This is a genomic window from Streptomyces sp. NPDC048644 (genome assembly GCF_043199105.1).
GTDB lineage: Bacteria > Actinomycetota > Actinomycetes > Streptomycetales > Streptomycetaceae > Streptomyces.
The window spans coordinates 355,427-379,712 of the sequence record NZ_JBICVO010000001.1 but is presented as its reverse complement, the minus strand read 5'-3'; the positions used below and the strand labels follow the sequence as shown (position 1 = coordinate 379,712).

The 24,286-nt window shown below is 71.4% G+C and carries 22 protein-coding genes and 1 riboswitch; of the genes, 17 read left to right on the top strand and 5 right to left on the bottom strand.

Annotated elements, in window-relative coordinates:
* Nucleotides 1-50: 50 nt before the first annotated feature.
* A complete protein-coding gene (locus ACGFNI_RS01715) occupies nt 51-1,325 on the top strand; it encodes an Ig-like domain-containing protein (protein ID WP_393679612.1) in 1,275 nt (424 codons plus the stop codon).
* A 19-nt stretch (nt 1,326-1,344) separates the two neighbouring features.
* Here the strand turns inward: ACGFNI_RS01715 and ACGFNI_RS01710 are convergent, their stop codons facing one another.
* Nucleotides 1,345-1,746 carry a hypothetical protein gene (locus ACGFNI_RS01710; RefSeq protein WP_393679610.1) on the bottom strand — a complete coding sequence of 134 codons (402 nt, stop codon included), beginning with the start codon at nt 1,744-1,746 and terminating at the stop codon, nt 1,345-1,347.
* Between the two features lie 298 nt (nt 1,747-2,044).
* Here ACGFNI_RS01710 and ACGFNI_RS01705 point away from each other — a divergent pair, with 298 nt between their 5' ends.
* The 6 genes from ACGFNI_RS01705 to ACGFNI_RS01680 all read left to right on the top strand — a co-directional run bounded on the left by ACGFNI_RS01705 (nt 2,045) and on the right by ACGFNI_RS01680 (nt 9,217).
* Nucleotides 2,045-2,665: a heme-copper oxidase subunit III gene (locus ACGFNI_RS01705; protein WP_030281841.1), complete on the top strand. Its 621-nt coding sequence runs from the start codon at nt 2,045-2,047 to the stop codon at nt 2,663-2,665.
* A 77-nt stretch (nt 2,666-2,742) separates the two neighbouring features.
* On the top strand, nt 2,743-3,552 hold the full coding sequence (locus tag ACGFNI_RS01700) for a c-type cytochrome (protein WP_393679608.1): 810 nt from the start codon (nt 2,743-2,745) through the stop codon (nt 3,550-3,552).
* Nucleotides 3,553-3,626: 74 nt separating this feature from the next.
* Nucleotides 3,627-4,613, top strand: a complete 987-nt coding sequence (locus ACGFNI_RS01695; protein ID WP_393680317.1) for a Rieske 2Fe-2S domain-containing protein — start codon at nt 3,627-3,629, stop codon at nt 4,611-4,613.
* A complete protein-coding gene (locus ACGFNI_RS01690; protein WP_393679607.1) occupies nt 4,610-6,247 on the top strand; it encodes a cytochrome bc complex cytochrome b subunit in 1,638 nt (545 codons plus the stop codon). The genes ACGFNI_RS01695 and ACGFNI_RS01690 overlap by 4 nt, the downstream gene beginning before the upstream one ends.
* A 140-nt stretch (nt 6,248-6,387) precedes the next feature.
* Nucleotides 6,388-7,452, top strand: coding sequence for an anthranilate phosphoribosyltransferase (gene trpD, locus ACGFNI_RS01685; protein WP_393679605.1), 1,065 nt, complete (start codon nt 6,388-6,390; stop codon nt 7,450-7,452).
* A gap of 105 nt (nt 7,453-7,557) precedes the next feature.
* A riboswitch (SAM riboswitch) is annotated at nt 7,558-7,674 on the top strand.
* A 166-nt stretch (nt 7,675-7,840) separates the two neighbouring features.
* Nucleotides 7,841-9,217 (top strand): aminotransferase class V-fold PLP-dependent enzyme, encoded by a 1,377-nt coding sequence (locus ACGFNI_RS01680; protein WP_393679604.1) that lies wholly within the window; start codon nt 7,841-7,843, stop codon nt 9,215-9,217.
* A gap of 208 nt (nt 9,218-9,425) precedes the next feature.
* Here ACGFNI_RS01680 and ACGFNI_RS01675 read toward each other — a convergent pair whose 3' ends face one another.
* Both ACGFNI_RS01675 and ACGFNI_RS01670 read right to left on the bottom strand, forming a co-directional pair.
* The gene (locus ACGFNI_RS01675; RefSeq protein WP_136741556.1) at nt 9,426-9,707 is read right to left on the bottom strand and encodes an Lrp/AsnC family transcriptional regulator; all 282 of its coding nucleotides are present in this window, start codon (nt 9,705-9,707) and stop codon (nt 9,426-9,428) included.
* The gene (locus ACGFNI_RS01670; protein WP_393679602.1) at nt 9,704-10,384 is read right to left on the bottom strand and encodes a rhomboid family intramembrane serine protease; all 681 of its coding nucleotides are present in this window, start codon (nt 10,382-10,384) and stop codon (nt 9,704-9,706) included. The genes ACGFNI_RS01675 and ACGFNI_RS01670 overlap by 4 nt, the downstream gene beginning before the upstream one ends.
* Nucleotides 10,385-10,707: 323 nt before the next feature.
* Here ACGFNI_RS01670 and ACGFNI_RS01665 point away from each other — a divergent pair, with 323 nt between their 5' ends.
* The 5 genes from ACGFNI_RS01665 (at nt 10,708) to ACGFNI_RS01645 (ending at nt 16,317) form a co-directional block, all read left to right on the top strand.
* On the top strand, nt 10,708-10,947 hold the full coding sequence (locus ACGFNI_RS01665) for a hypothetical protein (RefSeq protein WP_393679600.1): 240 nt from the start codon (nt 10,708-10,710) through the stop codon (nt 10,945-10,947).
* 18 nt (nt 10,948-10,965) lie between these two features.
* Nucleotides 10,966-12,339 carry an NYN domain-containing protein gene (locus ACGFNI_RS01660; RefSeq protein ID WP_393679598.1) on the top strand — a complete coding sequence of 458 codons (1,374 nt, stop codon included), beginning with the start codon at nt 10,966-10,968 and terminating at the stop codon, nt 12,337-12,339.
* Between the two features lie 282 nt (nt 12,340-12,621).
* Nucleotides 12,622-13,647: an NlpC/P60 family protein gene (locus tag ACGFNI_RS01655; RefSeq protein ID WP_393679596.1), complete on the top strand. Its 1,026-nt coding sequence runs from the start codon at nt 12,622-12,624 to the stop codon at nt 13,645-13,647.
* 219 nt (nt 13,648-13,866) lie between these two features.
* On the top strand, nt 13,867-14,895 hold the full coding sequence (locus tag ACGFNI_RS01650; protein WP_393679594.1) for an NlpC/P60 family protein: 1,029 nt from the start codon (nt 13,867-13,869) through the stop codon (nt 14,893-14,895).
* Nucleotides 14,896-14,946: 51 nt separating this feature from the next.
* A complete protein-coding gene (locus tag ACGFNI_RS01645) occupies nt 14,947-16,317 on the top strand; it encodes a hypothetical protein (protein ID WP_393679592.1) in 1,371 nt (456 codons plus the stop codon).
* Here ACGFNI_RS01645 and ACGFNI_RS01640 read toward each other — a convergent pair.
* Nucleotides 16,298-17,575, bottom strand: coding sequence for a glycosyltransferase 87 family protein (locus ACGFNI_RS01640; protein WP_393679590.1), 1,278 nt, complete (start codon nt 17,573-17,575; stop codon nt 16,298-16,300). The genes ACGFNI_RS01645 and ACGFNI_RS01640 overlap by 20 nt on opposite strands.
* 187 nt (nt 17,576-17,762) lie before the next feature.
* On the opposite strand from ACGFNI_RS01640, the gene ACGFNI_RS01635 reads away from it, so the two are divergent.
* Nucleotides 17,763-18,905 carry a glycosyltransferase family 4 protein gene (locus ACGFNI_RS01635; protein WP_393679588.1) on the top strand — a complete coding sequence of 381 codons (1,143 nt, stop codon included), beginning with the start codon at nt 17,763-17,765 and terminating at the stop codon, nt 18,903-18,905.
* Nucleotides 18,906-18,953: 48 nt separating this feature from the next.
* Here ACGFNI_RS01635 and ACGFNI_RS01630 read toward each other — a convergent pair whose 3' ends face one another.
* Nucleotides 18,954-20,747: an AMP-dependent synthetase/ligase gene (locus ACGFNI_RS01630; RefSeq protein ID WP_393679586.1), complete on the bottom strand. Its 1,794-nt coding sequence runs from the start codon at nt 20,745-20,747 to the stop codon at nt 18,954-18,956.
* A 273-nt stretch (nt 20,748-21,020) separates the two neighbouring features.
* Here ACGFNI_RS01630 and ACGFNI_RS01625 point away from each other — a divergent pair, with 273 nt between their 5' ends.
* The 4 genes from ACGFNI_RS01625 to ACGFNI_RS01610 all read left to right on the top strand — a co-directional run bounded on the left by ACGFNI_RS01625 (nt 21,021) and on the right by ACGFNI_RS01610 (nt 24,258).
* Nucleotides 21,021-21,797, top strand: coding sequence for a metallophosphoesterase (locus ACGFNI_RS01625; RefSeq protein WP_393679584.1), 777 nt, complete (start codon nt 21,021-21,023; stop codon nt 21,795-21,797).
* Between the two features lie 157 nt (nt 21,798-21,954).
* Nucleotides 21,955-22,434: an SRPBCC family protein gene (locus ACGFNI_RS01620; RefSeq protein ID WP_393679582.1), complete on the top strand. Its 480-nt coding sequence runs from the start codon at nt 21,955-21,957 to the stop codon at nt 22,432-22,434.
* Between the two features lie 2 nt (nt 22,435-22,436).
* Nucleotides 22,437-23,651, top strand: coding sequence for an ArsA family ATPase (locus ACGFNI_RS01615; protein ID WP_393679580.1), 1,215 nt, complete (start codon nt 22,437-22,439; stop codon nt 23,649-23,651).
* A gap of 100 nt (nt 23,652-23,751) precedes the next feature.
* On the top strand, nt 23,752-24,258 hold the full coding sequence (locus ACGFNI_RS01610; protein WP_393679578.1) for a DUF5304 domain-containing protein: 507 nt from the start codon (nt 23,752-23,754) through the stop codon (nt 24,256-24,258).
* Nucleotides 24,259-24,286 lie beyond the last annotated feature (28 nt).

Below are 24,286 nucleotides of genomic sequence, written 5' to 3'. Positions count from 1 at the left end.
TTGCAGTACTCCAGCGCGCTGCACCAGGGGATTCTTCATATTTTTGGTGCATGAGTCACAGACCTCGAACCCGGACGGTGCTGAGCTGCGGCCTCCTGCTCGTGCCCCTCGCGGTGAGCACCACCGCGTGCGGGGGCTCGTCGTCGGAACCGCTCTCCACCAAGCCCTACGACGCGGCCGACCAGATCTCGTCCAACACCCCGGACGGTACGCAGAAAGCGGATCCCAACAAGCCGCTTGAGGTGTCCGTCAAGGGCGACGAGGCGCGCATCACGGACGTGACCGCCACCGACGCCTCCGGCCGCTCCATCCGCGGCGAACTCACCGCGGACGGCAAGCACTGGCGCACCACGGTGCCGCTGGCGGCCGGCACCCGATACTCGGTGCGGGTCAGCACCGAGGACGAGGACGGCAACCCCGGTCTGAAGACCCTCGATGTCGAGACCAAGGGCGGCGGCAACCGGCTCCAGGTCACCTTCGGCCCGAACAGCGGCGAGTACGGCGTCGGCCAGCCGGTCACCGCCGAGTTGAGCAAAGAGGTCAAGGACCCCAAGGCGCGCGCGGTCGTCGAGAGCGCCCTGAAGGTCGACTCCACCCCCCGCGTGCAGGGCTCCTGGCACTGGGTGGACGGCAAGACCCTCCACTTCCGCCCCCAGGAGTACTGGCCCGCGCACGCGAGCATCGCCGTGCACAGCAACCTGGAGGGCCTGAAGATCTCCAAGGGCCTCTACGGAGGGCCCGCCAAGCCCGTGAAGCTCACCACCGGGGACAAGATCGTGGCGGTCACCGACGTGGCGACGCACCAACTGACGGTGGCGCGCAACGACAAGGAGATCAACACGATTCCGGTCACCACCGGAAAGCCCGGGTTCGACACCCGCAACGGCATCAAGGTGGTGCTCGGCAAGGAGAGCTTCGTCCGGATGACGAGCGGCAGCATCGGTATCCCGGACGGGAGTTCGGAGTCGTACGACCTGCCGGTCTACTGGGCGACCCGGGTCACCAACAGCGGCGAGTACGTGCACGCCGCGCCCTGGTCCGTCGGATCACAGGGCGCGGCCAACGTCAGCCACGGCTGCACGGGCATGTCCACGGGCGACGCCGAATGGTTCTTCAACGCCGTACGCGTCGGCGACATCGTCAAGGTCGTCAACAGCGGCGGCGAGGACATGGCGCCCTTCGGCAACGGCTTCGGCGACTGGAACATGCCCTGGCAGGAATGGCGGGACGGCAGCGCGCTGAAGAACAAGGCCACCGGCACCACAGGAGCCGCCGAGCAACAGCCGGAATCCGCCGATGCGGCCCGGCTGCGCCCACAGGTCTGAGGGCGCCTCAGAAGGCCGCTCAGGCCCGCGTGAGGAGCCTCTCACGCAGCAGCGCGGCCAGGGAGTCGGCGAACGCCACCGGGTCCACCGGATGGGTCACGGCGGCATCCGCGCGGCTCCAGGTGGCCAGCCAGGCGTCCTGCGGGCGCCCGATGAGCAGCAGCACCGGGGGGCAGCGGAAGATCTCGTCCTTGATCTGCCGGCAGACGCCCATGCCGCCGGCGGGCGCGGTCTCGCCGTCCAGCACGCACACGTCGATGCCGCCCGCGTCCAGGGCCGCGAGAACGGCCGGCTGGGTGGCGCACTCCAGGATCTCGACCTGCGGAACATCGGCTGCGGGCCGCCGGCCTGTGGCCAGCCTGACCTGCTCGCGGGTGGTGGCGTTGTCGCTGTAGACCAGCACCGTGGCAGTCGCCTGCATCGTTCCTCCACGCTTCGAAGCGGCACGGATCGGGGCGGCACCTGTGCATGGGGCGTCCCCACCGTAGGTAGGGCTCGGATGCTACTCCCGGAAGGGGCGTCCGCAGGAGGGTCCGAACCGGACCAAGATCTGCCCGACGCCCCGTCAGGACTGGTCGCGGCGCGTCCCGGGGATGCCGGAAGGGCCCGCGCTTCCCTCCTTCGGGCGACCGCGGGGACGGTCCGTACGAGCAGGGCATACGCCCTTGACACACCGAACGGCACCCCCCGGAGTGAGGGCGGGATAAGCGACCGACATAATGTCGGTCGTGGCGACAGCAACGACAGTAGAAACCGGGCACGCGCACCCGTCGGTCAATCGACCGAATCTCACCAGCGTCGGAACCATCATCTGGCTGAGTTCCGAGCTGATGTTCTTCGCGGCCCTCTTCGCGATGTACTTCACCCTTCGATCGGTGACCGGTGCCGAGTATTGGAAGGAAACCTCCGATGCGCTGAACCTTCCGTTCTCAGCGACGAACACGACGATCCTGGTGCTCAGCTCGCTGACCTGCCAGCTCGGCGTATTCGCGGCCGAGCGCGGCGATGTCAAGAAGCTCCGTACGTGGTTCGTGATCACCTTCATCATGGGTGCGATCTTCATCGGCGGTCAGGTCTTCGAGTACACCGAACTGGTCAAGGAAGAGGGCCTCTCGCTCTCCTCCGGCCCGTACGGCTCGGTGTTCTACCTGACCACCGGCTTCCACGGACTGCACGTGACGGGCGGTCTGATCGCCTTCCTGCTGGTCCTGGGCAGGACGTACGCGGCCAAGAGGTTCACCCACGAACAGGCCACCGCGGCCATCGTCGTGTCCTACTACTGGCACTTCGTCGATGTCGTCTGGATCGGCCTCTTCGCCACGATCTACCTGATCCGGTAACCGGTCCCGACCGGAACCGCAGTTCAGACAGACATAGCCAAGCATCGACGCAGAAGATCCTGACACCGGGGTAATCCGTGAAAAAGCTCTCCGCACGACGGCGCCATCCGCTGGCGGCGCTCGTCGTCCTACTCTTCGCGCTGGCGGTCACTGGGGGGCTGTACGCCGCGTTCGCGCCGGCGGACAAGGCTCAGGCCGATGACACCGCCCAGTCTCTTGCCATCAAGGAGGGCAAGAAGCTCTTCGCCGTGGGCTGTGCAAGCTGCCACGGCACCGGCGGTCAGGGCACCTCCGACGGCCCGAGCCTGGTCGGCGTGGGCGCCGCAGCCGTCGACTTCCAGGTGGGCACCGGCCGTATGCCGGCCCAGCAGCCCGGCGCTCAGGTGCCGCGGAAGAAGAACATCTACAACAACGCCGAGATCGACCAGCTCGCGGCCTACGTCGCGTCGCTGGGCGCCGGTCCCACCGTGCCGAGCAAGGACCAGTACAGCCCGGACGGTGCCGACGTCGGCAAGGGCGGTGAGCTGTTCCGCACGAACTGCGCGCAGTGCCACAACTTCACCGGTAAGGGCGGCGCCCTGACCAACGGTAAGTTCGCCCCGACGCTCGAGGGTGTGGACCCGAAGCACATCTACGAGGCCATGGAAACCGGCCCGCAGAACATGCCTTCATTCGGCGACGGCTCGCTGTCGCAGGAGAACAAGAAGAACATCGTCGCGTACCTCGGCGCCGTCAACAGCGACAGCTCCGAGAGCCCCGGCGGCCTGGACCTCGGCGGTCTGGGGCCGGTCAGCGAGGGCCTCTTCGGTTACATCTTCGGCCTGGGCGCGCTGGTAGCGGTCGCCATCTGGGTCGCAGCCCGGACTACGAAGGCCAAGAAGTCATGAGTGAGACTGGACGACACGCAGACGTGCCAGAAGAAACCCTTCCGAGTGAGCGCCACGACGCTCACGGCGACGCGGTGGCCAAGGGGGAGAACCCCTTCGCCGACCCGGGGCTGCCGGCCCACGAGCACCGCGTCCAGGACATCGACGAGAAGGCCGCCCGGCGCTCCGAGCGCGTGGTCGCCTATCTCTTCCTGCTGTCCATGCTCGCGACGGTCGCGTTCATCGCGTCGTACGTGATCTTCCCGATCGACAAGATCGTCTACATCTGGCCGATCGGTCACATCAGCGCCCTGAACTTCTCTCTCGGTCTGACCCTGGGCGTGGCGCTGTTCTGCATCGGCGCCGGCGCGGTCCACTGGGCCCGCACGCTGATGTCGGACGAGGAGATCGCCGACGACCGGCACCCGATCGAGGCCGAGCCCGAGGTCAAGGCCAAGGTCCTGGCGGACTTCGCACAGGGTGCGAAGGAGTCGGGCTTCGGCCGCCGCAAGCTGATCCGCAACACCATGTTCGGTGCGCTGGCCCTGGTGCCGCTCTCCGGCGTCGTGCTGCTGCGCGACCTCGGTCCGCTGCCCGAGAAGAAGCTGCGGACCACCGGCTGGAAGAAGGGCATCCGCCTCGTCAACCAGTCGACCAACCTCCCGCTGCGTCCTGAGGACATCGCGGTCGGTTCGCTCACCTTCGCCAAGCCCGAGGGCTTGGAGGAGGACAGCGAGGACTTCAACGAGAACATTGCCAAGGACGCCCTGATGCTCGTGCGGATCCAGCCGCAGAACATCAAGGACAAGCAGGAACTCGCCTGGTCGCACGAAGGCATCGTGGCGTACTCGAAGATCTGCACCCACGTGGGTTGCCCGATCAGCCTGTACGAGCAGCAGACGCACCACGTGCTGTGCCCGTGCCACCAGTCCACCTTCGACCTCTCTGACGGTGGTCGCGTGATCTTCGGTCCTGCCGGTCACGCCCTGCCGCAGCTGCACATCACGGTGAAGGACGGCTTCCTCGAGGCCGCGCGCGACTTCGCGGAGCCCGTCGGCCCGAGCTTCTGGGAGCGCGGATGAGTAACGAGACGAGCGCGACCACCGCGCGTCGCGGCCAGGCGCCGCGGGGCGAGCGGATCGCCGACTGGGCCGACGGCCGGCTGGGTATCTACAGCCTCGCCAAGTCCAACATGCGCAAGATCTTCCCGGACCACTGGTCCTTCATGCTCGGTGAGATCTGCCTCTACAGCTTCATCATCATCATCCTGACCGGCGTCTACCTGACGCTGTTCTTCCACCCGAGCATGGCCGAGGTCACCTACCACGGTTCCTACGTGCCGATGCACGGGATCCGGATGACCCAGGCGTTCGAGTCGACCCTGGACATCAGCTTCGATGTCCGCGGTGGTCTGCTGATCCGGCAGATCCACCACTGGGCGGCCCTGATCTTCCTGGCCGGCATGATGGTCCACATGATGCGGGTGTTCTTCACCGGCGCCTTCCGCAAGCCGCGCGAGGTCAACTGGCTGTTCGGCTTCCTGCTGCTGGTGCTGGGCATGTTCACCGGCTTCACCGGCTACTCGCTCCCCGACGACCTGCTCTCCGGTACCGGTGTGCGGTTCATCGAGGGTGTCATCCTGGCGATGCCGCTGATCGGCTCGTACCTGCAGATGTTCATCTTCGGCGGGGAGTTCCCGGGGCACGACATCATCCCGAGGTTCTTCACGGTGCACGTGCTGCTGCTGCCGGGCATCATGCTCGGTCTGCTGGTGGCGCACCTGATCCTGGTCTTCTACCACAAGCACACGCAGTTCCCGGGTGCGGGGAAGACCAACAAGAACGTCGTCGGCATGCCGCTGCTGCCGGTCTACATGGCCAAGGCCGGAGGCTTCTTCTTCCTGGTCTTCGGTGTCATCTCGGTGATCGCCGCCATCGCGAGCATCAACCCGGTGTGGGCGATCGGTCCGTACCGTCCGGACCAGGTGTCCACCGGCGCCCAGCCCGACTGGTACATGGGCTTCGCCGAGGGTCTGGTGCGTGTCATGCCGGGCTGGGAGTGGAACTTCTGGGGCCACACCATCAACTTCGGTGTGCTGATCCCGATCCTGATCTTCCCGCTGGTCCTGGTCGCCATCGCGGTCTACCCGTTCGTCGAGTCCTGGGTGCGGGGTGACAAGCGTGAGCACCACATCCTGGACCGCCCGCGCAACGTCCCGACCCGTACCGGCTTCGGTGTCGCCTGGCTGATCGCGTACTTCGTGATGCTCATCGGCGGTGGCAACGACCTGTGGGCCACCCACTTCCACCTGTCGATCAACTCGATCACCTGGTTCGTCCGGATCGCGTTCTTCGCCGGTCCGGTGCTCGGCTTCATCGCCACCAAGCGGATCTGCATGGGTCTGCAGCGGCGTGACCGGGACAAGGTGCTGCACGGCCGCGAGTCGGGCATCATCAAGCGCCTGCCGCACGGTGAGTTCGTCGAGATCCACGAGCCGCTGGACCAGGAGCAGCTGCACGTGCTCACCCAGCACGAGCAGCCGACGCCGCTGGAGCTGGGCCCGGAGGTCGACGAGAACGGCGTCGAGCGCAAGGTGTCGCGGTCGAAGAAGCTGCGCGCCAAGCTCTCGAAGTCCTACTACAGCGAGGACAACGTCATCCCGAAGCCGACGGCAGAGGAGTACAAGGAGATCACCAGTGGCCACGGCCACCACTGATCACCACCACGCCGTGTGACGCACGGCGGTAAGTGACGCCACCCAGAGGGCCCCGTCCTGAGATCGGACGGGGCCCTCCGGCATTCCGGCGGCTCGGTAGGGTTTGACCACAAGCAGGACACGAACCAGGAGTGTGGACCATGAACGTTGTGACCCCGGTCGGCGGCGACAGCGTGGCGGCCCGCACCTGGCCGGACGTACTGAACGCCCTGCTGGAGGGCCGTGACCTCGCCGCCGACGACACGGCCTGGGCGATGGACCGGATCATGCGCGGCGAGGCCAGTGACGCGCAGATCGCCGGTTTCGCGGTGGCGCTGCGGGCCAAGGGGGAGACCGTCGCGGAGATCTCCGGGCTGGTGCGCGCGATGTACGACCACGCGCGGCTGATCGAGGTGCCGGGGCCGAGCGTGGACATCGTCGGCACCGGCGGTGACGGCGCCAAGACCGTCAACATCTCCACGATGTCGTCGATCGTGGTGGCAGGCACCGGCGTGAAGGTCGTCAAGCACGGCAACCGTGCGGCGTCGTCGGCGAGCGGCGCGTCCGACGTGCTGGAGAAGCTGGGTGTCGCGCTCGACCTGTCGCCGCGGCGGGTCGCCGAGGTGGCGAACGAAGCGGGCATCACGTTCTGCTTCGCGGTGAAGTTCCACCCGTCGCTGCGGCATGTGGCACCCGCCCGGCGGGAGTTGGGCATCAGGACCACGTTCAACGTGCTGGGCCCGCTGACCAACCCCGCCAAGGTGCGGGCGCAGGCGACCGGTGTCGCGGACGCCCGGATGGCGCCGATCCTGGCCGGTGTACTGGCCGAGCGCGGCTCGTCCGCCCTGGTGTTCCGCGGCGACGACGGGCTCGACGAGCTGACGACGACGGCGACGTCCCGGGTGTGGATCGTCCGCGACGGCGCGGTGCGGGAGGTGGCCTTCGACCCGCGGGACGTCGGTATCCCGCTGGTGCCCGTGGCGGCGCTGCGCGGCGCCGACGCCTCGTACAACGCCGACGTGGCGCGGCGGCTGCTGGACGGGGAGCGCGGTCCGGTGCGGGAGGCGGTGCTGCTCAACGCCGCCGCCGCGCTGGTGGCGCTGGAGCTGACCGACGCGCCGCTGACCGAGCAGATCGGGGCGGCGATCGGCAGGGCCGCCGAGTCGATCGACTCCGGTGCGGCCAAGCGGGCCCTGGAGCGCTGGGTGGCGGCCAGCAACGCCTGAGTGTGGCGCCGCAGTTGCGGCGTGCGGACGTGAGCCCGGCCCGGTTTGATCTCAAAAACTGGACCGGGCTTGCGCCGTACGGAGCGTGTGGCATGATTCTGCCCAGGTCACGAGTGACAGCGATATGGCCCCGGCCCGCTGTCCGGCAACCCTCCGTCCGTGGCGGGGTGCCCCGGGTGATGACCAGGCCGCAGTCAGCGAGGTCTGCGGCAAGCGCGGATCCCTCGCCAGGGATCCTGGTCTTCGAGGGAGATCTTCCGTGAACCAGCGAATGCGATAGGGCCCGAAGGCCCCTTTTCCGCTTTCTGCTTTTTCCTTTCACACTGCGTCGCCGCGCTGCCGTACGCCCGCACGCAGTGAATTCGCCTTTCTCTCACGGGAGTTCGCCATGCCTGTTTCCGCCGTTGCCGCCGACAGTTCCGTTTGTGCCCCGCTGGCCGTTCTGGGGCGAGATGTCCTGGTGCCGCTGGTCACCGGCGGCGAGGTCGACTACGCCGCGCTGGACTACGCGGCGAGCGCCCCGGCGCTCCAGCGGGTCTGGGACGACGTGGCGGGCTACGCGCCGTACTACGGCAGCGTGCACCGCGGCGCCGGGTACCTCTCGCAGCTCTCCACCGACCTGTTCGAGAACGCCCGCACCACGATCGCGGACTTCCTGGGATGCCGCCCCGACGACCAGGTGGTCTTCACCCGGTCCACCACCGACTCACTGAACCTGCTGGCCGCCGTACTGCCCCCGCACACCCGGGTGTTCGTCTTCGAGACCGAGCACCACGCGTCGCTGCTGCCCTGGGAGCAGTGCCCCGGCGTCGAGGTGACGTACCTCAACGCGCCGCGCACCCCGCAGCAGGCCGTCGACGCGCTGGAGACGGCCCTCGCCGCGCGCGAGCCCTACGGACCCGCCCTGGTCTGCGTGACCGGTGCCTCGAACGTGACCGGTGAGCTGTGGCCGGTGCGCGAGTTGGCCGCCGCCGCGCACGCGCACGGCGCCCGGATCGTCCTGGACGCCGCGCAGTTGGCCCCGCACCACCCCGTCGACATCGCCGAACTCGACGTGGACTGGATCGCCTTCTCCGGACACAAGCTCTACGCGCCGTTCGGCTCGGGTGTGCTGGCCGGCCGCGCCGACTGGCTGCGGGAGGCCCAGCCGTACCTGGCGGGCGGCGGCGCCAGCCGCAAGGTCGCGCGGCGTACGGACGGCGGCGTGGACGTCGAGTGGCACACCAGCGCGGCCCGGCACGAGGCCGGTTCGCCGAACGTCATCGGTGCCTACGCGATCGCCTCTGCCTGCCAGGCGCTGACCGAGGCCGGATTCGACACCCTGGTCGCCCGCGAGCGGGAGCTGATCGCCCGGGTCACGGCGGGCCTGGCCGAGGTGCCCGAGGTCAGGGTGCTGTCGCTGTTCGGCGACGACGCCCCGCGGGTCGGCGTCCTCTCGTTCGTCGTCGATGGCTGGAACAGCTCGCACTTCGCGGCTGCGCTGTCGGCCGAGTACGGCATCGGCGTGCGCGACGGCCTGTTCTGCGCGCACCCGCTGGTGCGCACCCTGCTGGGCGGCGAACCGGACGAGCCCGGCGAGTGCGGCGCCCCCGAGGCGGCCCCCGGCGAGCGCTCGCTCAACGCCATCCGGGTCAGCTTCGGCGCCGGCACCCCCGACGAGCACATCGACCGCTTCGTACGGGCCGTGAAGGAACTGGTGACGGACGGCGCCCGCTGGAACTACCGCACAGAGGAAGGCCGTTGCGTCCCCGACGCAACCCGCTGAGGAGACAGAGGCGCGCCCGACCGACGACGCGCACCCCACCCTCTTCCCCCCACACACACGGGAGGGGCCGGACCGCAGGACGAAGTCCGGAGGTCCGGCCCCTCACCCGAACAGCCCCGCGCAGCGACAACGGCCCGCCGCAGGCACAACGGCGGAAAACCCCCACGGCGGGAAAGCCGGCAACGTGGGAAACGGCCCAGCGCAGCGCCTACGCGTCGAGCCCGATCGCGAACGCCGCCTCCAGGTCGTGCTGGGAGTACGTGCGGAAGGCGATGTGGGTCTCCGTGGAGGCGACACCCGGCACCTTGCTGATCCGGCCGGGAATGACGTCGGCGAGATCGTCGTGGGCGGCGACGCGGACCATGGCGATGAGGTCGTGGGCGCCCGTGACGGAGTAGACCTCGCTGACGCCTTCCAGTGCGGCGATCTTCTCGGCGATCTCCGGGATCTGGTCCACGCTGGTCTTGATGAGCACGATCGACGTGATCACTGCTGGCTCTCTCCCTCGGTCGCCGGTGTGTTCCCCCTGGTGGCCACCACACTAGCGCCCCGGTAGCGGCCCCACGCGTAGAGGAAGCCGAGGGCGAAGCCCACCACATGGGCGAGGTAGGCGACGCCGGGGCCGCTGGGGTCGCGCTGGGCCGCCAGCCACTGGAGCACGAACCAGAACAGCAGCACGATCCAGGCGGGGAAGCGCAGCGGCAGGAAGAAGAGGAACGGGAAGATGCTGGTCACCCGGGCCTTGGGGAAGAGGTAGAGGAAGGCGCCCAGCACGCCGGAGATCGAGCCGGACGCGCCGACCAGGGTCTGTCCCGACGTGGCGTGCGCGGCTGCGTAGCCGAGCAGGGCCAGGTAGCCGGTGCCGAGGTAGAAGACGGTGAACGGCAGCCGCCCCATCCGGGACTCGGCCATCCCGCCGAAGACGTAGAGGAACAGGACGTTGCCGAGCAGGTGCAGCCAGCTGCCGTGCACGAACAGGGCGGTGAGCGGGGTGAGCAGGGCGTGCGGTGAGCCGCTCCACAGGTCGCGGGGGATCACGCCCCAGTGCGCGAAGTAGGCGGTCTGTGCCTGGAGCAGGGTGTCGCCGGTGCCGTAGAGGTGGTTGAGGCCCGAGGCGGGGCTGAGGGCGAAGAGCGCGCAGCACAGGCCGATCAGGACGTTCGTCATGCGGGAGAACACCGCGGTCAGGGAGCGTGCGGAGCGGAGCGCGCCGGCGGTCGCGGGCGGGTCCGACCGGGGCCTCGGGGACCGGGGGGAGTGGGGTGGCGGGGGAGGCAGAGGCGGCGCCATCATGAAGCGATCATGACGTAATGCGGGCAATCGGGACAGACTGCCTCGCCGCACGGCACCTCCTGGACGGTGCCCGCACCGGCCCTTCGTCAGGCCGTAGGGTTACGGGCAGTACTTTGCGTTCTTCCGCAGTCCGACGGCGCACCGCGTGAGCCCGCAGCTTCGGTCACCACGCTCGAACAGGAAAGAGGACGATCACGATGGCTGTTCCCGTGCCGACGGACGGAACCCGGTGGCGCTGCACCCTGTGCGGCAACCTCACGCGATTCGATGTGACCCGCCGGTCGAAGGTCGTGGAGTACCTCCACCTCGACCTCGCCGGGGAGCCGAAGGTGGAGGAGCGCGAGGTGCTCAGTGAGAGCATCGAGTCCGTGCGCTGCCGCTGGTGCAACGCGGTCGACCAGATCGAGCTGGTGGACCGGCCGGGCGCGAGCACCTGAGATCGGAGCGAGACAGCCGTGGTGGAGCGTCCAGCAGGGGAGCCGGGGGCGGAGCACGACGACGCGCCTGGCCGGGTGGCCGAAGAGGCCCTCGACAGCCCGCTGCCCGAGGGCGTACGGCGCCGTGTCGTGGCGCTCGCCGCGGACGCGTTCGGCGCCCTGACGGTGGCCGAACTCCCGCCGCCGCTGCGGCAGTACGCCCGTTTCACCCCCACCCGCCGGGCCAAGTTCGCCGGTAACGCGATGGCTGCCGCGCTGGAGAGCGACGCGGTGTTCCGGCAGCGGATCGCCGGCAAGGTCCGCGCGGCCCAGCCGGAGCTGGCCGGCGCCCTGGAGAACGGCACCCCGCCCGCCGCCGCCGACCCGCTGGACGTCGCCGCTGCGGCGTACGTGCTCCGCCCCGACGGCTGGGTCAAGCTCGTCGCTGCGGCCGGCGAGGAGGCCCAGCGGGCGCGCGCCGAGCGGGCCGGCGAAGAGGCCGACAGGGAACTGGTCAGGCTGCGCGACGAGCTGGCGCAGGCCCGTACGGATGCCCGCGCCGACGCCGAACGGGTGCGGGCCGACCTGGACGGGCTCCGCAAGGAGAACGAATCGCTCCAGCGCAAGCTGCGCAGCGCCCAGAGCGACGTCAAGCGCGGCGCCGCGACGGTGCGCAAGGCCGAGTCGGCGCTGGAGGCCGAACGCTCCAGGGCGGCTGCGGAGAAGACCGCGGCGGACAGTGAGGTGCGCCGGCTCAAGGCGCGCATCGCCGAGGCCGAGACGGCGCTGGAGACCAGCAGGCGGGCCGCCCGCGAGGGGCGCAGCACCGAGGACATGCGGGTGCGGCTGCTGCTCGACACCGTCCTGGACGCCGCCCAGGGGCTGCGCAGGGAGCTGGCGCTGCCGCCCGCCGACGTGCATCCGGCGGACACCGTCGACGCGGTCGCCCCCGGCCGGATGACGCCCAAGGACATCGCCACCCGCGCGCTGTCGGAGACCGATCCGGCGCTGCTCGACCAGCTTCTGGCGCTGCCGCAGGCCCACTTGGTGGTCGACGGCTACAACGTCACCAAGACCGGCTATCCGACCATGCCGCTGGAGAAGCAGCGGCTGCGGCTGCTGGGCGGCCTCGCGGTGCTCGCCGCCCAGACCGGCGCGGAGATGACCTGCGTCTTCGACGGTGCGGAGCTGGCGGCGCCGGTGCTGCTGGCGCCGCCGCGCGGGGTGCGGGTGCTGTTCAGCAAACCGGGTGTGACGGCCGACGAGTTGATCCGTCAGCTGGTGAGGGCCGAACCGCCGGGCCGTCCGGTCGTCGTGGTCTCCACGGACCGGGAAGTGGCCGACGGGGTCGCGAAAGCCGGCGCGCGTCCGGTCGCATCGGCCCTGCTCCTCAAGCGACTTGCCAGGACCTGACGCGGCGGCGATATGTCCGTTGCTTCGTCTCTGGCTGTCAAATCCCCGCTACTGCCTGTGTGATGTTGGTAAAACCTCGGGCTGACGGACCGTTTTTTTCCCGTGAGGATTTGAAGCGATCACAACTCGGTCACTAAGGTCGGGCCTCGAACCTTCATGCAGTTGATCATCCAACCGGGATGAACAGTGAAGGAACCGCCGAGTCCGCGGCGTTCACGCGGAGCCGGGGTCTCACCCCCCCACTTCCCGGTAGGCGGCTGGAGGAAGAAGGAGCTCGCCTTCGTGGCGTCCCACCGTCGACCCAAGCAGCCGAGCCGTATTCGTGTGACCGTGCTCACCGCGACCGCCGCCGCTGCCGTTGCCCTCTCGTCCCAGGCCGCCCAGGCCGCCCCCGAGCAGTCGAAGAAGGACGTGAAGTCCGAGGTCGACAAGCTCTACGAGCAGGCCGAGCAGGCCACCGAGAAGTACAACGGGGCCAAGGAAGACCAGGAGAAGCTCCAGAAGGAGGTCGCGGACCTCCAGGACAAGGTCGCCCGCGGCCAGGACGAGCTGAACCAGCTGCGCAAGGGCCTGGGAGCGGTCGCATCCGGCCAGTACCGCAGCGGCAGCATCGACCCCTCGGTCCAGCTCTTCCTCTCCGGAGACCCGGACACCTACCTGGAGAAGGCGTCCACGCTCGACCAGTTGAGCGGCAAGCAGGCCGACCAGCTCAAGGTCATCGCGGACAAGCAGCGCCGCCTCGCGCAGGAGCGCGCGGAGGCCGCGAGCAAGATCCAGGACCTCGCCGACACCCGTAAGGCGCTCGGCGAGAAGAAGGACGAGATCAAGGGCAAGCTCGGCAAGGCCCAGGAGCTGCTGAACACCCTGACGGCCAAGGAGAAGGCCGCCCTCCAGGCCAAGGAGAACCGGGCCGACCGCAGCAACGACCGGGTCAACCTCGGTGACGACGTGCCCGCTTCGCAGCGCGGCGCAGCCGCCCTGGCCGCCGCCCAGTCGAAGATAGGCGCGCCGTACGTCTGGGGCGACACCGGACCGTCGTCCTTCGACTGCTCGGGCCTGACCTCCTGGGCCTACCAGCAGGCCGGCCAGTCGCTGCCGCGCACCTCGCAGGCGCAGGCCGGCGCGGGCACCCGGATCGCATCGCAGAGCGCGCTCAAGCCGGGCGACCTGGTGCTCTTCTACGGCGACCTGCACCACATCGGCCTGTACGCGGGCAACGGCACGGTGCTGCACGCCCCCAAGCCGGGCGCATCGGTGCGCTACGAATCGATCAACAACATGCCGTTCCAGTACGGCGTGCGGCCCTGACACGGCCCAACCTGCCGCCCGAACGGGCGAATTGCGGCTCGCTCCGCTGACTTCCCGCCCCGCCGGTGACCTGCACAGTCACCGGCGGGGCGGCATTTTGCGTACCGGCAGGGGTTATTGGCCGCCGCGTAGTGGCCCGGTTACTGTCTGCCCTCGCAGCCGCCGGTCACGACCGTCCTCCCGGACGGCAGGGGCTGCACGGAAGGGAGTGCGGCCCGCGTGTCCCATCGCCGTACCTCGCAGCCAGGACCGCTCACCCGCGCACGGGCCGCCGCGCTGTCGGCCGTACTGGCGACCGCGGCGGCCACCCTCTCCGCGGCCCCCGCCACCGCCGACCCGACCGCTGATCACCGTGCCGCAGCCGCCCGCGTCGACGCGCTCTACGCCCAGGCGGAGCGGGCCACCGAGAAGTACAACGGCGCCGACGAGCGGACCGATGAGCTGCGGGTGCGGGCGGCGAACCTCCAGGACCGCACCGCCCGCGCGCAGGAGCGGGTCAACCGGCTGCGCGGCAAGGTCGGCGCGCTGGCCGCCGCCGACTACCGGGCCGGCGGCATCGACCCCACCCTCCGGCTGCTGCTCTCCGAACGCCCCGGCGCCTACCTGGAGAAGGCCGCCACCCTCGACCGGCTGCACCGCAGCAGGGCCGGCGAACTGCGCGCCCTGCTGGCCGCCCGCCGGGTGCTGGACCAGCACCGCAGCGAGACCGCGCACACCCTCGCCGAGCTGGCCGCGGGCCGCGAGGCGATGGCCCGCCACAAGCGGGAGGTCCAGCGCAAACTGGCCGCCGCCCGCCGGATGTTGCAGGACATGCCCACGGACGCCAGGACCGCCTACCGGTCGTCGCGGGACGACGGGCGGGCCGGGGTGGTTCCCGACACCGGCGGGGCCGTGGCGCCGTCGGGGCGGGCCGCGGCGGCCGTCCGGGCGGCGGTCGGCGCACTCGGCGCCCCGTACGTCTGGGGCGGCACCGGGCCTTCCTCGTTCGACTGCTCCGGCCTCACCCAATGGGCCTACGGCCGGGCGGGTGTCTCCATCCCGCGCACCTCGCAGGCCCAGCGGGGCGCCGGACGGCGGGTGCCGCTCAGTCAGGCGCGCCCCGGAGACCTCGTCATCTACCGGTCGGACGCGAGCCACGTCGCGCTGTACGTCGGGGGCGGGCAGGTCGTGCACGCCCCGCACCCCGGTGCGCCGGTGCGCTACGAGTCGGTGGGCATGATGCCGGTCACGTCCGTGGTGCGGCCCTGACCGGAGCCCCAGCGGTTTTGCCCCCGAGCGCCCGCGCATACGATCGGCCGCATGGCAGGTCAGCGAGGTGCGCGACACCCGTCACGGGCCCGGACGGCGGGCTGCGCCGTGCTGGTCATCGCGCTGCTCGCCTCCCTGGCCGGCTGTGCGGGCGGCGCGCCGCCGCAGTCCCGCCACCCGGACGTCCAGCGGATGCTCGCGGCCCGCGCGCGGGCCGTCGCGCAGCACGACGAGGCCGCCTTCCTCGCCTCCGTCGACCCGCGGCCCAGTGGCTACCGTGACCGCCAGCGCCGGATGTTCGGCAACCTCGCGGGGCTGCCGCTGACCGGCTGGCGCTACGACCTGGTCGCCACCGACGCCTTCCCGCTGCCGCCCGGCGACGGCGAGCGGCTGGCGGCGAAGGTCAAGCTCAGCTACCGCCTCAAGGGCTACGACGCGGAGCCGGTCACCTCCGTGCAGTACCTCACGCTGACCCGGCGCGGCGGCGGCTGGCGGATCTCGTCGGACACCGACGCGACGGCCGCCGGGCACACCGGCACCCGTCAGCTGTGGGACCAGGGCCCGGTGCGGGTGGTCCGCGGCCGGCACAGCCTGGTGCTGGGCGGCGCGGCGGACCCGGGCCGGCTGCGCGATCTGGCGAAGCGGGCGGACGCCGCGGTGCCGGCCGTCTCTTCGGCCTGGAAGGGGGCCTGGGCGGGGCAGGTCGTGGTGGAGGCCCCGGATTCCGTGGCGCAGATGGCGCAGCTGCTGGGCAGCGGCGACGCGTCCGGTTACACCGGCATCGCGGCGGTGACCACCGGCGAGGCGGGCGCGGCGGCCAAGGCGCCCGCGGACCGGGTGATCGTCAACCCGGACGCCTACGAGGAGTTGAACGACCTGGGGCGCGCGGTGGTGCTCACCCACGAGATCACCCATGTCGCCACGCGCACGGACACCACAGGATCGACGCCGCTGTGGCTCTCCGAAGGGTTCGCCGACTGGGTCGCCTACCGCGGCAAGGACCGCAGGGCCGGCATCGCGGCGCCGGAACTCTCCCGCGCGGTGGCGACGGGCCGTCCGCCGCAGCAGCTCCCCACCGACGCGGACTTCGGCTTCACCGGTGGCGCCGACCGGCTGGCCACCGCGTACGAGGGCGGCTGGCTGGCCTGCCGGATGATCGCCGACAAGTGGGGCGAGGCGAAGCTGCGGGCGTTCTACCGGGCGGCCGGACACAGCGCGGCCACCCCGGGCGGCAACGGCCCGGCGGCCCGCCCGGTGGCGCGCACGGCCGCCCCGCCGTCCGCCCGGGACGGCACCGACGACCACCGGCAGCCGGCCGGCCGCAGCACGCGCATCGACGAAACGATGCGCGCCCAACTCGGCATCGGCATCACGGAGTTCACCCGGCGATGGCGGGCCTACGTCAAGGGCGAGCTGAGCTGACCTGGGCGCGGTCGGCGGTGACCTCCCCGGCGGGCCCGCCGTCCGCGCGGTGGGCGGCAGGGGGCGCCGCCGTCGCCCGCCACAGCCGGCGGCAGGCGAGCAGGCAGGCCGCGACCAGCAGGCCGTTGCGGAGCAGCAGCACCGTCAGGCCCGTGCCGTCGCTCGCCACGACGTGGGCGAAGCCGAGCGGGAACTCCAGGAACGTGACACCGGTGGCGAGCAGGACGAGGACGGCGGGCAGGCCCTGCCGCCCCGCCCGCGCCGTCAGGCACACCGCGGCGAGCCCCACCAGCCAGAGCAGGTACTGCGGGCTGATCACACGGCTGGTGGTGGTGAACAGCAGCACGGCGGTGAACGCGGCGTCGGCGCACAGGGTGGCGGTCAGCGCCCGCGCCCGCATCCGCCACAGCAGCAGCCAGCCGAACGCGGCGCAGGACAGCGCGAGAGCCACCGCGCTGACCTGCGGGACCAGCGGGCCGACGAACTCCATCGAGCCGTAGTTCAGCAGCACCCGGCCGCTCCAGCCGAAGTGCCGGGCGACATGGAGGACCAGGGCGCCGAGCGACTCGACCTCGGTGCCGCGGCCACGCTGGGCGCCGATGAAGGACAGGGCGCCCGGCGCGGCGGCCACACAGCACACGGTCGGCGCCGCCGTGCAGAGTGCCGCGGTGCGCCACAGCGCCCGCGCCCGCCCGCCGCGCACCGCGGCCCCGCACAGCAGCAGCGCTGGCCACACCTTCAGCAGCGTGCCGCACGCGATGAGGGCACCGGCCACCCGCGGCCTGCGCGCGGCGGCGAACAGGGCGGCGACCGCGACGGCGGTGACCATCAGGTCGTAGCGGGCGTACGCGGTCGGGCCCAGCAGCGCGACCCCGGCGACCCAGGCCCAGGCGCCGGCCTGCCGGTTGCCGGGACGCCGGGCCGCCCGCAGGAACAGCGCGAGGACGGCGGCGTCGACGGCGAGCAGCAGGACGAAGAAGGCGTGCGCGTAGCCGAGGAACGGCAGCAGGGTGGGGGAGAGGACGGCGAGGGCGGCGCCCGGCGGGTACTGCCAGGTGACGTCGTCCACCGGGAAGGTGCCGGTCCGCAGGACGTCGGACCAGCCCTGGTAGATCACCGACACATCACCGGTCACGTCGGGCCCCGGCACCACCAGCACCTTCAGGACGCACAGCAGCAGCACGGCGCGGGTCGCCGCCCACGCTGTCACGGGGAGCAGCACCGCCCGCGGGGTGCCGCGGGTGCCGCGGGATGTCATCGTCAACGCGTCCTTGCCGGCCGGTCCTGCCCTTGCCGCCCGCCGCCACGGGGCGTCCCTGCATGATGCCGGACGGGTCCGGGCGCGGGCCGCCACCGGGCCGCCGCGCGAGCCGAGCCGGTACTGTCGGCGGCGGGCCCTCACGACCTGGCGGGCCCGCCGCCGAGACCGACGCCGAGAGACCAGCGTGCACAAGACCCTCATCGTCACCAACGACTTCCCGCCCCGCCCCGGCGGCATCCAGGCGTTCCTGCACAGCATGGCGCTGCGGCTCGACCCCACCCAGGTCGTCGTCTACGCCTCGACCTGGAAGCGCAGCAGGGAAGGCGTCGAGGCCACCGCGGCGTTCGACGCCGAGCAGCCGTTCCCGGTGATCCGCGACCGTACGACGATGCTGCTGCCGACGCCCCGGGTCACCCGGCGGGCCGCGGGCCTGCTGCGGGAGCACGGCTGCGGGTCGGTGTGGTTCGGTGCCGCCGCGCCGCTCGGTCTGATGGCGCCGGCGCTGCGGTCGGCGGGCGCCCGCCGGATCGTCGCGACCACGCACGGCCACGAGGCGGGCTGGGCGCAGCTGCCGGCCGCCCGGCAGTTGCTGCGCCGGATCGGCGAGGGCTGCGACACCCTCACCTACCTCGGCGATTACACCCGGTCGCGGATCGCCGCCGCGCTCACCCCCGAAGCGGCCGGGCGGATGGCCCAACTCCCGCCCGGCGTCGACGAGAAGACCTTCCACCCCGGCTCCGGCGGCCACGAGGTACGGGCCAGGCTCGGGCTCACGGACCGGCCGGTCGTGGTGTGCGTCTCACGGCTCGTCCCGCGCAAGGGGCAGGACACCCTCATCGAGGCGATGCCCGCGATCCTGGCGGCGGTGCCGGACGCGGTGCTGCTGATCGTCGGCGGCGGCCCGTACGAGAAGGAGCTGCGGGCGCTGGCGGCGGCCAAGGGGGTGGCGGACGCGGTGCGCTGCACCGGCGCGGTGCCCTGGGACGAGCTGCCGGCCCACTACGGCGCCGGTGACGTCTTCGCGATGCCCTGCCGCACCCGGCGCGGCGGCCTCGACGTGGAGGGCCTGGGCATCGTCTACCTGGAGGCGTCCGCCACCGGCCTGCCCGTCGTCGCGGGCGACTCGGGCGGTGCGCCGGACGCGGTGCGGGACGGCGAGACCGGCTGGGTGGTGCCAGGCGGTTCCCCGGCTGCCGCCGCCGAACGGATCGTGGCGCTGCTCGAAGATCCGGCGCTGCGCCGCAGGATGGGCGAGCGGGGCCGCGCCTGGGTGGAGGAGAAGTGGCGCTGGGACCTGCTTGCCGAGCGCCTCAAGGAACTGCTGTAGGCCGCGGGCGGGGCGCCCGCGGCGTCCCGCCCGTGCCCAACAGCCTTGTCAGCCGCGGTAGATGGCCTCGATCTCCTCGGCGAACTCCTTCGCCACGACGTTGCGCTTGAGCTTCAGCGACGGCGTGACGTGTCCCGACTCCTCGGTGAACTGGGTCGGCAGGATACGGAACTTGCGCACCGATTCGGCCTTCGAGACCGCGGCGTTGCCGTCGTCCACCGCGCGCTGCACGGCGGCGAGCAGCTCGGGGTCGCCGGCGAGCGCGGCGGCGGTGGTGCCCTGCCTGCCGTGCTCCTCGGCCCAGCGGGGCAGGAACTCCTCGTCGAGGGTGATCAGCGCGCCGATGAACGGGCGGCCGTCGCCGACGACCATGCATTCGGCGATCAGCGCGTGCGACCTGATGCGGTCCTCGATCACCGCAGGGGCGACGTTCTTGCCGCCAGCGGTGACCAGTATTTCCTTCTTGCGCCCGGTGATGGCGAGGTAGCCGTCCTCGTCGAGGGTGCCGATGTCGCCGGTGTGGAACCAGCCGTCGGACAGCGCGTCGGCGGTCGCCGTCTCGTTGTTCCAGTACTCCGTGAACAGGTGCTCGCCGTGCAGCAGCACCTCGCCGTCGTCGGCGATCCGCACCACGGAGCCGGGCAGCGGCTGGCCGACGGTGCCGATCTTCTGGCGGTCCCACGGGTTGAACGCGGTGGCCGCACAGGACTCCGTCAGGCCGTAGCCCTCCAGGGCGGTGAAGCCGATGCCGCGGTAGAAGTGGCCCAGGCGCTCGCCGAGCGGGGCGCCGCCGGAGATGGCGTGGGTGGCCCGGCCGCCGAGCACCGCGCGCAGCTTGCCGTAGACGAGGCGGTCGAAGAGCTTGTACTTCAGCTTCAGGCCGAACTTCGGGCCCGCCGCGGTGTCCAGGGCCTGGCTGTAGGCGATGGCGGTGTCCGCGGCCTTGTCGAAGATCTTGCCCTTGCCGTCGGCCTGCGCCTTGGCGCGCGCCCCGTTGTAGACCTTCTCGAAGACCCGGGGGACGCCCAGGATCAGCGTCGGCCGGAAGGACGCCAGATCGTCGGTGAGGTGCTTGATGTCGGGGGCGTGGCCCAGCTTGATGGGGGCCATCACGGACGCCACCTGCACCAGCCGCCCGAAGACGTGCGCGACGGGCAGGAAGAGCAGCACCGAGGATTCGCCGGTGGAGAAGAGCGGGCGCAGCCGCTCGACGACGTTGCCGCACTCGGCGAAGAAGCTGCGGTGGCTGAGCACACAGCCCTTGGGACGGCCGGTGGTGCCGGACGTGTAGACGATGGTGGCGGGGGTGTCCGCGTCGGCGAGCGCGCTGCGTTCGTCGACCTCTTCGTCGGAGATGCCGTCCCCCGCGGCGTGCAGCCTGGCGATGGCGTCCCGCTCGATCTGCCAGATGTTCTCCAGTCCCGGCAGCCGGTCGCGCACCGACTCGACGGCGGCCTCGTGCGCCGGCGTCTCCACCAGGCAGGCCACCGCGCCGGAGTCGCCGAGTATCCACTGGATCTGCTCGGCGGAACTGGTCTCGTACACCGGGACGGTGATCGCTCCGGCGCTCCAGATGGCGAAGTCCAGCAGCGTCCACTCGTAGCGGGTGCGCGACATCAGGCCGATCCGGTCGCCTGGCCGGATGCCGGACGCCATCAGCCCCTTGGCCGCGGCCCTGACCTCGTCGAGGAAGACGGTGGCCGTGACGTCCTGCCACCCGCCGTTCACCTTGCGCCCCATGACCGCAACATCCGGGTGCTGCGCGGCATTTCGGCGGATGAGATCCGTCAGATTGCCGTCTGCTGGGACCTCGTACAGGGCCGGAAGGCTGAACTCGCGCAAGACTGCTGCTCCTCATTGGCGCCGGTGCCACGACGCTGTGTGCTGCACCGGTTGCGGTCCATGATCAGGCAGGGGGCCTGGACTGCCCGGACGTTACCCACCGGTATTGCTGTTGGCATAGAGGGTTACGGCCAGATGTTCGATGCGTCACATGCCTGCGACACGCCATGGGACTGCTGCGCGCAGACTAGACCAGCGCTCCGGTGACCCGAAAGTAACCGCAGGTCCACGGGGCCCTGCCCGGAGCCCGTGACGACGACTTAGGCTGCGCCCATGCGACTGCATGTGGTCAGTGACGTACACGGGAACAGCCAGGACCTCGCCAGGGCGGGCGACGGCGCCGACGCGCTGATCTGTCTCGGGGACCTCGTCCTCTTCCTCGACTACGCCGACCACGGCCGCGGGATCTTCCCCGACCTCTTCGGCGCCGAGAACGCCGGCCGGCTGGTCGCCCTGCGCACCGCCCGCCGCTTCGACGAGGCCCACGCGTTGGGGCGCCGCCTGTGGGGCGAACTGGACGCCGCCGGACACGACCGCGAGACGGTCATCGAAAGCGCGGTCCGCAAGCAGTACGCCGAACTCTTCGGCGCCTTCCCCACCCCCACCTACGCCACCTACGGGAACGTCGACATCCCGCGGCTGTGGCCCGAGTTCGCCCGCGAGGGCACCACCGTCCTGGACGGCCGGCGGATCGAGATCGGCGGCCGGGTCTTCGGCTTCGTCGGCGGCGGCCTGAGCACCCCCATGCGCACCCCCTACGAGATCTCCGACGAGGAGTACGCGGCGAAGATCGAAGCGGTCGGCGAGGTGGACGTGCTGTGCACCCACATCCCGCCTGACGTCCCGGAACTCTGCTACGACACCGTCGCCCGCCGCTTCGAACGCGGCAGCTCCGCCCTGCTGCACGCCATCCGCGCCACCCGGCCGCGCTACGCCCTCTTCGGCCACGTCCACCAGCCGCTGGCCCGCCGGGTCAGGATCGGCGGCACGGAATGCGTCAACGTCGGGCACTTCAACGCGACCGGCACGCCGTACGTGCTGGAGTGGTGAGCGCGCAGGGCACCGTCCCGCGGCCCGGTGCCCGTAGGCCCGCTGGTGTCCGGCGGCCTTCCGCCGCGCGGTAGCCTTCAGCAGCACAGACACCGGGTTCGACGCGGGTCGGCGGGCCGGCGGGACCGGCAGGGATCGGCATGGAGGAGTCACGGCGATGGCCGAACACACCAGCTCTAGCATCACGATCGCGGCGGCACCCGCCGAGGTGATGGGAGTGATCGCCGACTTCGACCGTTACCCGCAGTGGACGGGTGAGGTCAAGGAAGCGGAAGTGCTGGCCAAGGACGACCACGGCCGCGCCGCGCAGGTGCGGCTGCTGCTCGACGCCGGTGCCATCAAGGACGACCACACCCTCGCCTACACCTGGACCGGCGACCACGAGGTCAGCTGGTCCCTGGTCAAGTCGCAGATGCTGCGGGCGCTCGACGGCTCCTACCGCCTCGCCGCGGTGGACGGCGGCGCGGGCACCGAAGTGACGTACCAGCTCACCGTCGACGTCAAGATCCCGATGCTCGGCATGATCAAGCGCAAGGCGGAGAAGGTCATCATCGACCGCGCGCTGGCCGGACTGAAGAAGCGCGTCGAGAGCGGCCCCGACGGCCCCGCGCCCGCCGACGAGGCCGAGAAGCGCTGACCGTGCGCACCCTCCTCGTCACGGGCCCGGGCGGCAGCGGTCGCAGCACCCTCGCGGCAGCCACCGCCCTGGCCGCCGCCCGGCGGGGAGCGCGGACCCTGCTGCTCACCACCGAGAGCAGCGCCCCGCAGACGGTGCTCGGCGCGCGGATCGCCGCCGACGCACCCACCGGGATCGCCCCCGGCCTCACGGCCCGCCGCATCGACCCGGGCGACCGCTTCCGGCAGGAGTTCCTCTCCTTCCAGGACCGCGCGGGCGCCGCCCTCGACCTGCTGGGCGCCGCCCCGCTCGACGAGGACGAACTCACCGAACTCCCCGGCTCCGAAGCCTTCGCGCTGCTGCACGCGCTGCGCACCGAGGCCGCGTCGGACGCCTGGGACGCCGTCGTCGTCGACATGCCGCCCGCCGACGAAACGATCCGGCTGCTCGCGCTGCCCGCCCAGGTACGCCGCTACCTGCGCCGCCTGCTGCCCGCCGAACGCCAGGCGGCCCGCGCCCTGCGCCCGGTGCTCGCCCAGCTCGCCGGCGTCCCCATGCCGGCCCAGAAGCTCTACGAGGCCGCCGAACGCTGGGAGGCCGAACTCGCCGCCGTCCAGCGGGTGATCGACGCACCCGGCACGACCGTGCGGCTGGTCACCGACGCCGGACCGGTCGCCGCAGGCACCCTGCGCGCGGTGCGCGCGGGACTCGCCCTGCACGGCCGCCGCACCGACGCCGTCCTCGTCAACCGGCTGCTGCCCACCGGCTCGGCCGACCCGTTCCTCGCCGGACTCTCCGGCAGCCAGCAGGACGCGCTCAAGGTGCTCCGCGAGGAGTTCCCCGACGTCCCCGTGCACGAGGTCGGGCACCTGGGGCGCGACCCGCAGGGCATCGACGCCCTGGACGCGCTGGCCGACGGGTGCGGCGACGAGACCTGGCAGATAGCCGGGGCGGCACCGCAGGACGCCGGGGGCGCAGCCGACCCGTGGGTCGTCGACGACCGGCTGGCCACCGAAGGACTGCTGGTCTGGCGGGTGCCGCTGCCCGGTGCGGCGCGCGAAGGGCTCGGCCTGGTGCGCCGTGGCGACGAGATCGTCGTCACCGTCGGCCGCCACCGCCGCATCCGTACCCTGCCGTCCGCGCTGCGCCGCTGCACCGTCTCAGGCGCCGGACTGCGGGAGGGTGCCCTGGAGATCCGCTTCACCCCCGATCCCGCGCTCTGGCCCGTGAGCGACTGAACCGGGTACCCCCGTTCGGGTACCGTCGGATGTGAGTCCCGGCTGCCGCTGCGCCCCGCGCCGCCGCAGCCGCCCGCCGCAGGAGTCCACGGAGTTCACCATGAGTGATGCCACCGAGCGACCGGCCGACCGTACGGCCGGCCCCGAAGCCGATGCCTGGGAGACGGCCTGCGCCGAGGACCTCGCCGCCGAGCAGGCCAGGCACCGCGCCGAGCACGGCCCGCAGCCCGGCAGCGCGGCCGATGAGCTGCGCAAGCTCGCCGAGGCCGTGACCGACAAGCTCGCCGGGATCCAGCTGCCCGGCGCCCTGGGCGGGATGGCCGCACAGGGCGCGGTCAACCAGCTGTTCAAGCAGGCGAAGGCCGCGGTCGAACCGGTCGTCGAGCGCCATCCCGACGTCTTCGACCACCTCGCGGCGGCCGGCTCCGAGCTCCTCGCCGCCTACCGCTCGGCCGTCGAGGGCAGCGAGACCCGGTGGACCCGCGAGGACACCGCCGACCGCCCCGCTGGCACCGGCCGCCCGCCCGGCAGCGAAGGCACCGGACGCACCGGCGACCCCCGGGACGACGACGGCCCGTCGGGCACCGAGCGGATCGATCTCGACTGACATCCGGGCCCCAGGTGCTCCGGTACGG

Bases quoted from the DNA above. Each gene is read 5' to 3' on its own strand.
- ACGFNI_RS01715 (WP_393679612.1), top strand. From the start codon at position 51: ATGAGTCACAGACCTCGAACCCGGACGGTGCTGAGCTGCGGCCTCCTG.
- ACGFNI_RS01710 (WP_393679610.1), bottom strand. From the start codon at position 1,746: ATGCAGGCGACTGCCACGGTGCTGGTCTACAGCGACAACGCCACCACC.
- ACGFNI_RS01705 (WP_030281841.1), top strand. From the start codon at position 2,045: ATGTCGGTCGTGGCGACAGCAACGACAGTAGAAACCGGGCACGCGCAC.
- ACGFNI_RS01690 (WP_393679607.1), top strand. From the start codon at position 4,610: ATGAGTAACGAGACGAGCGCGACCACCGCGCGTCGCGGCCAGGCGCCG.
- trpD (WP_393679605.1), top strand. From the start codon at position 6,388: ATGAACGTTGTGACCCCGGTCGGCGGCGACAGCGTGGCGGCCCGCACC.
- ACGFNI_RS01680 (WP_393679604.1), top strand. From the start codon at position 7,841: ATGCCTGTTTCCGCCGTTGCCGCCGACAGTTCCGTTTGTGCCCCGCTG.
- ACGFNI_RS01670 (WP_393679602.1), bottom strand. From the start codon at position 10,384: ATGACGAACGTCCTGATCGGCCTGTGCTGCGCGCTCTTCGCCCTCAGC.
- ACGFNI_RS01665 (WP_393679600.1), top strand. From the start codon at position 10,708: ATGGCTGTTCCCGTGCCGACGGACGGAACCCGGTGGCGCTGCACCCTG.
- ACGFNI_RS01645 (WP_393679592.1), top strand. From the start codon at position 14,947: ATGGCAGGTCAGCGAGGTGCGCGACACCCGTCACGGGCCCGGACGGCG.
- ACGFNI_RS01640 (WP_393679590.1), bottom strand. From the start codon at position 17,575: ATGACATCCCGCGGCACCCGCGGCACCCCGCGGGCGGTGCTGCTCCCC.
- ACGFNI_RS01625 (WP_393679584.1), top strand. From the start codon at position 21,021: ATGCGACTGCATGTGGTCAGTGACGTACACGGGAACAGCCAGGACCTC.
- ACGFNI_RS01620 (WP_393679582.1), top strand. From the start codon at position 21,955: ATGGCCGAACACACCAGCTCTAGCATCACGATCGCGGCGGCACCCGCC.
- ACGFNI_RS01610 (WP_393679578.1), top strand. From the start codon at position 23,752: ATGAGTGATGCCACCGAGCGACCGGCCGACCGTACGGCCGGCCCCGAA.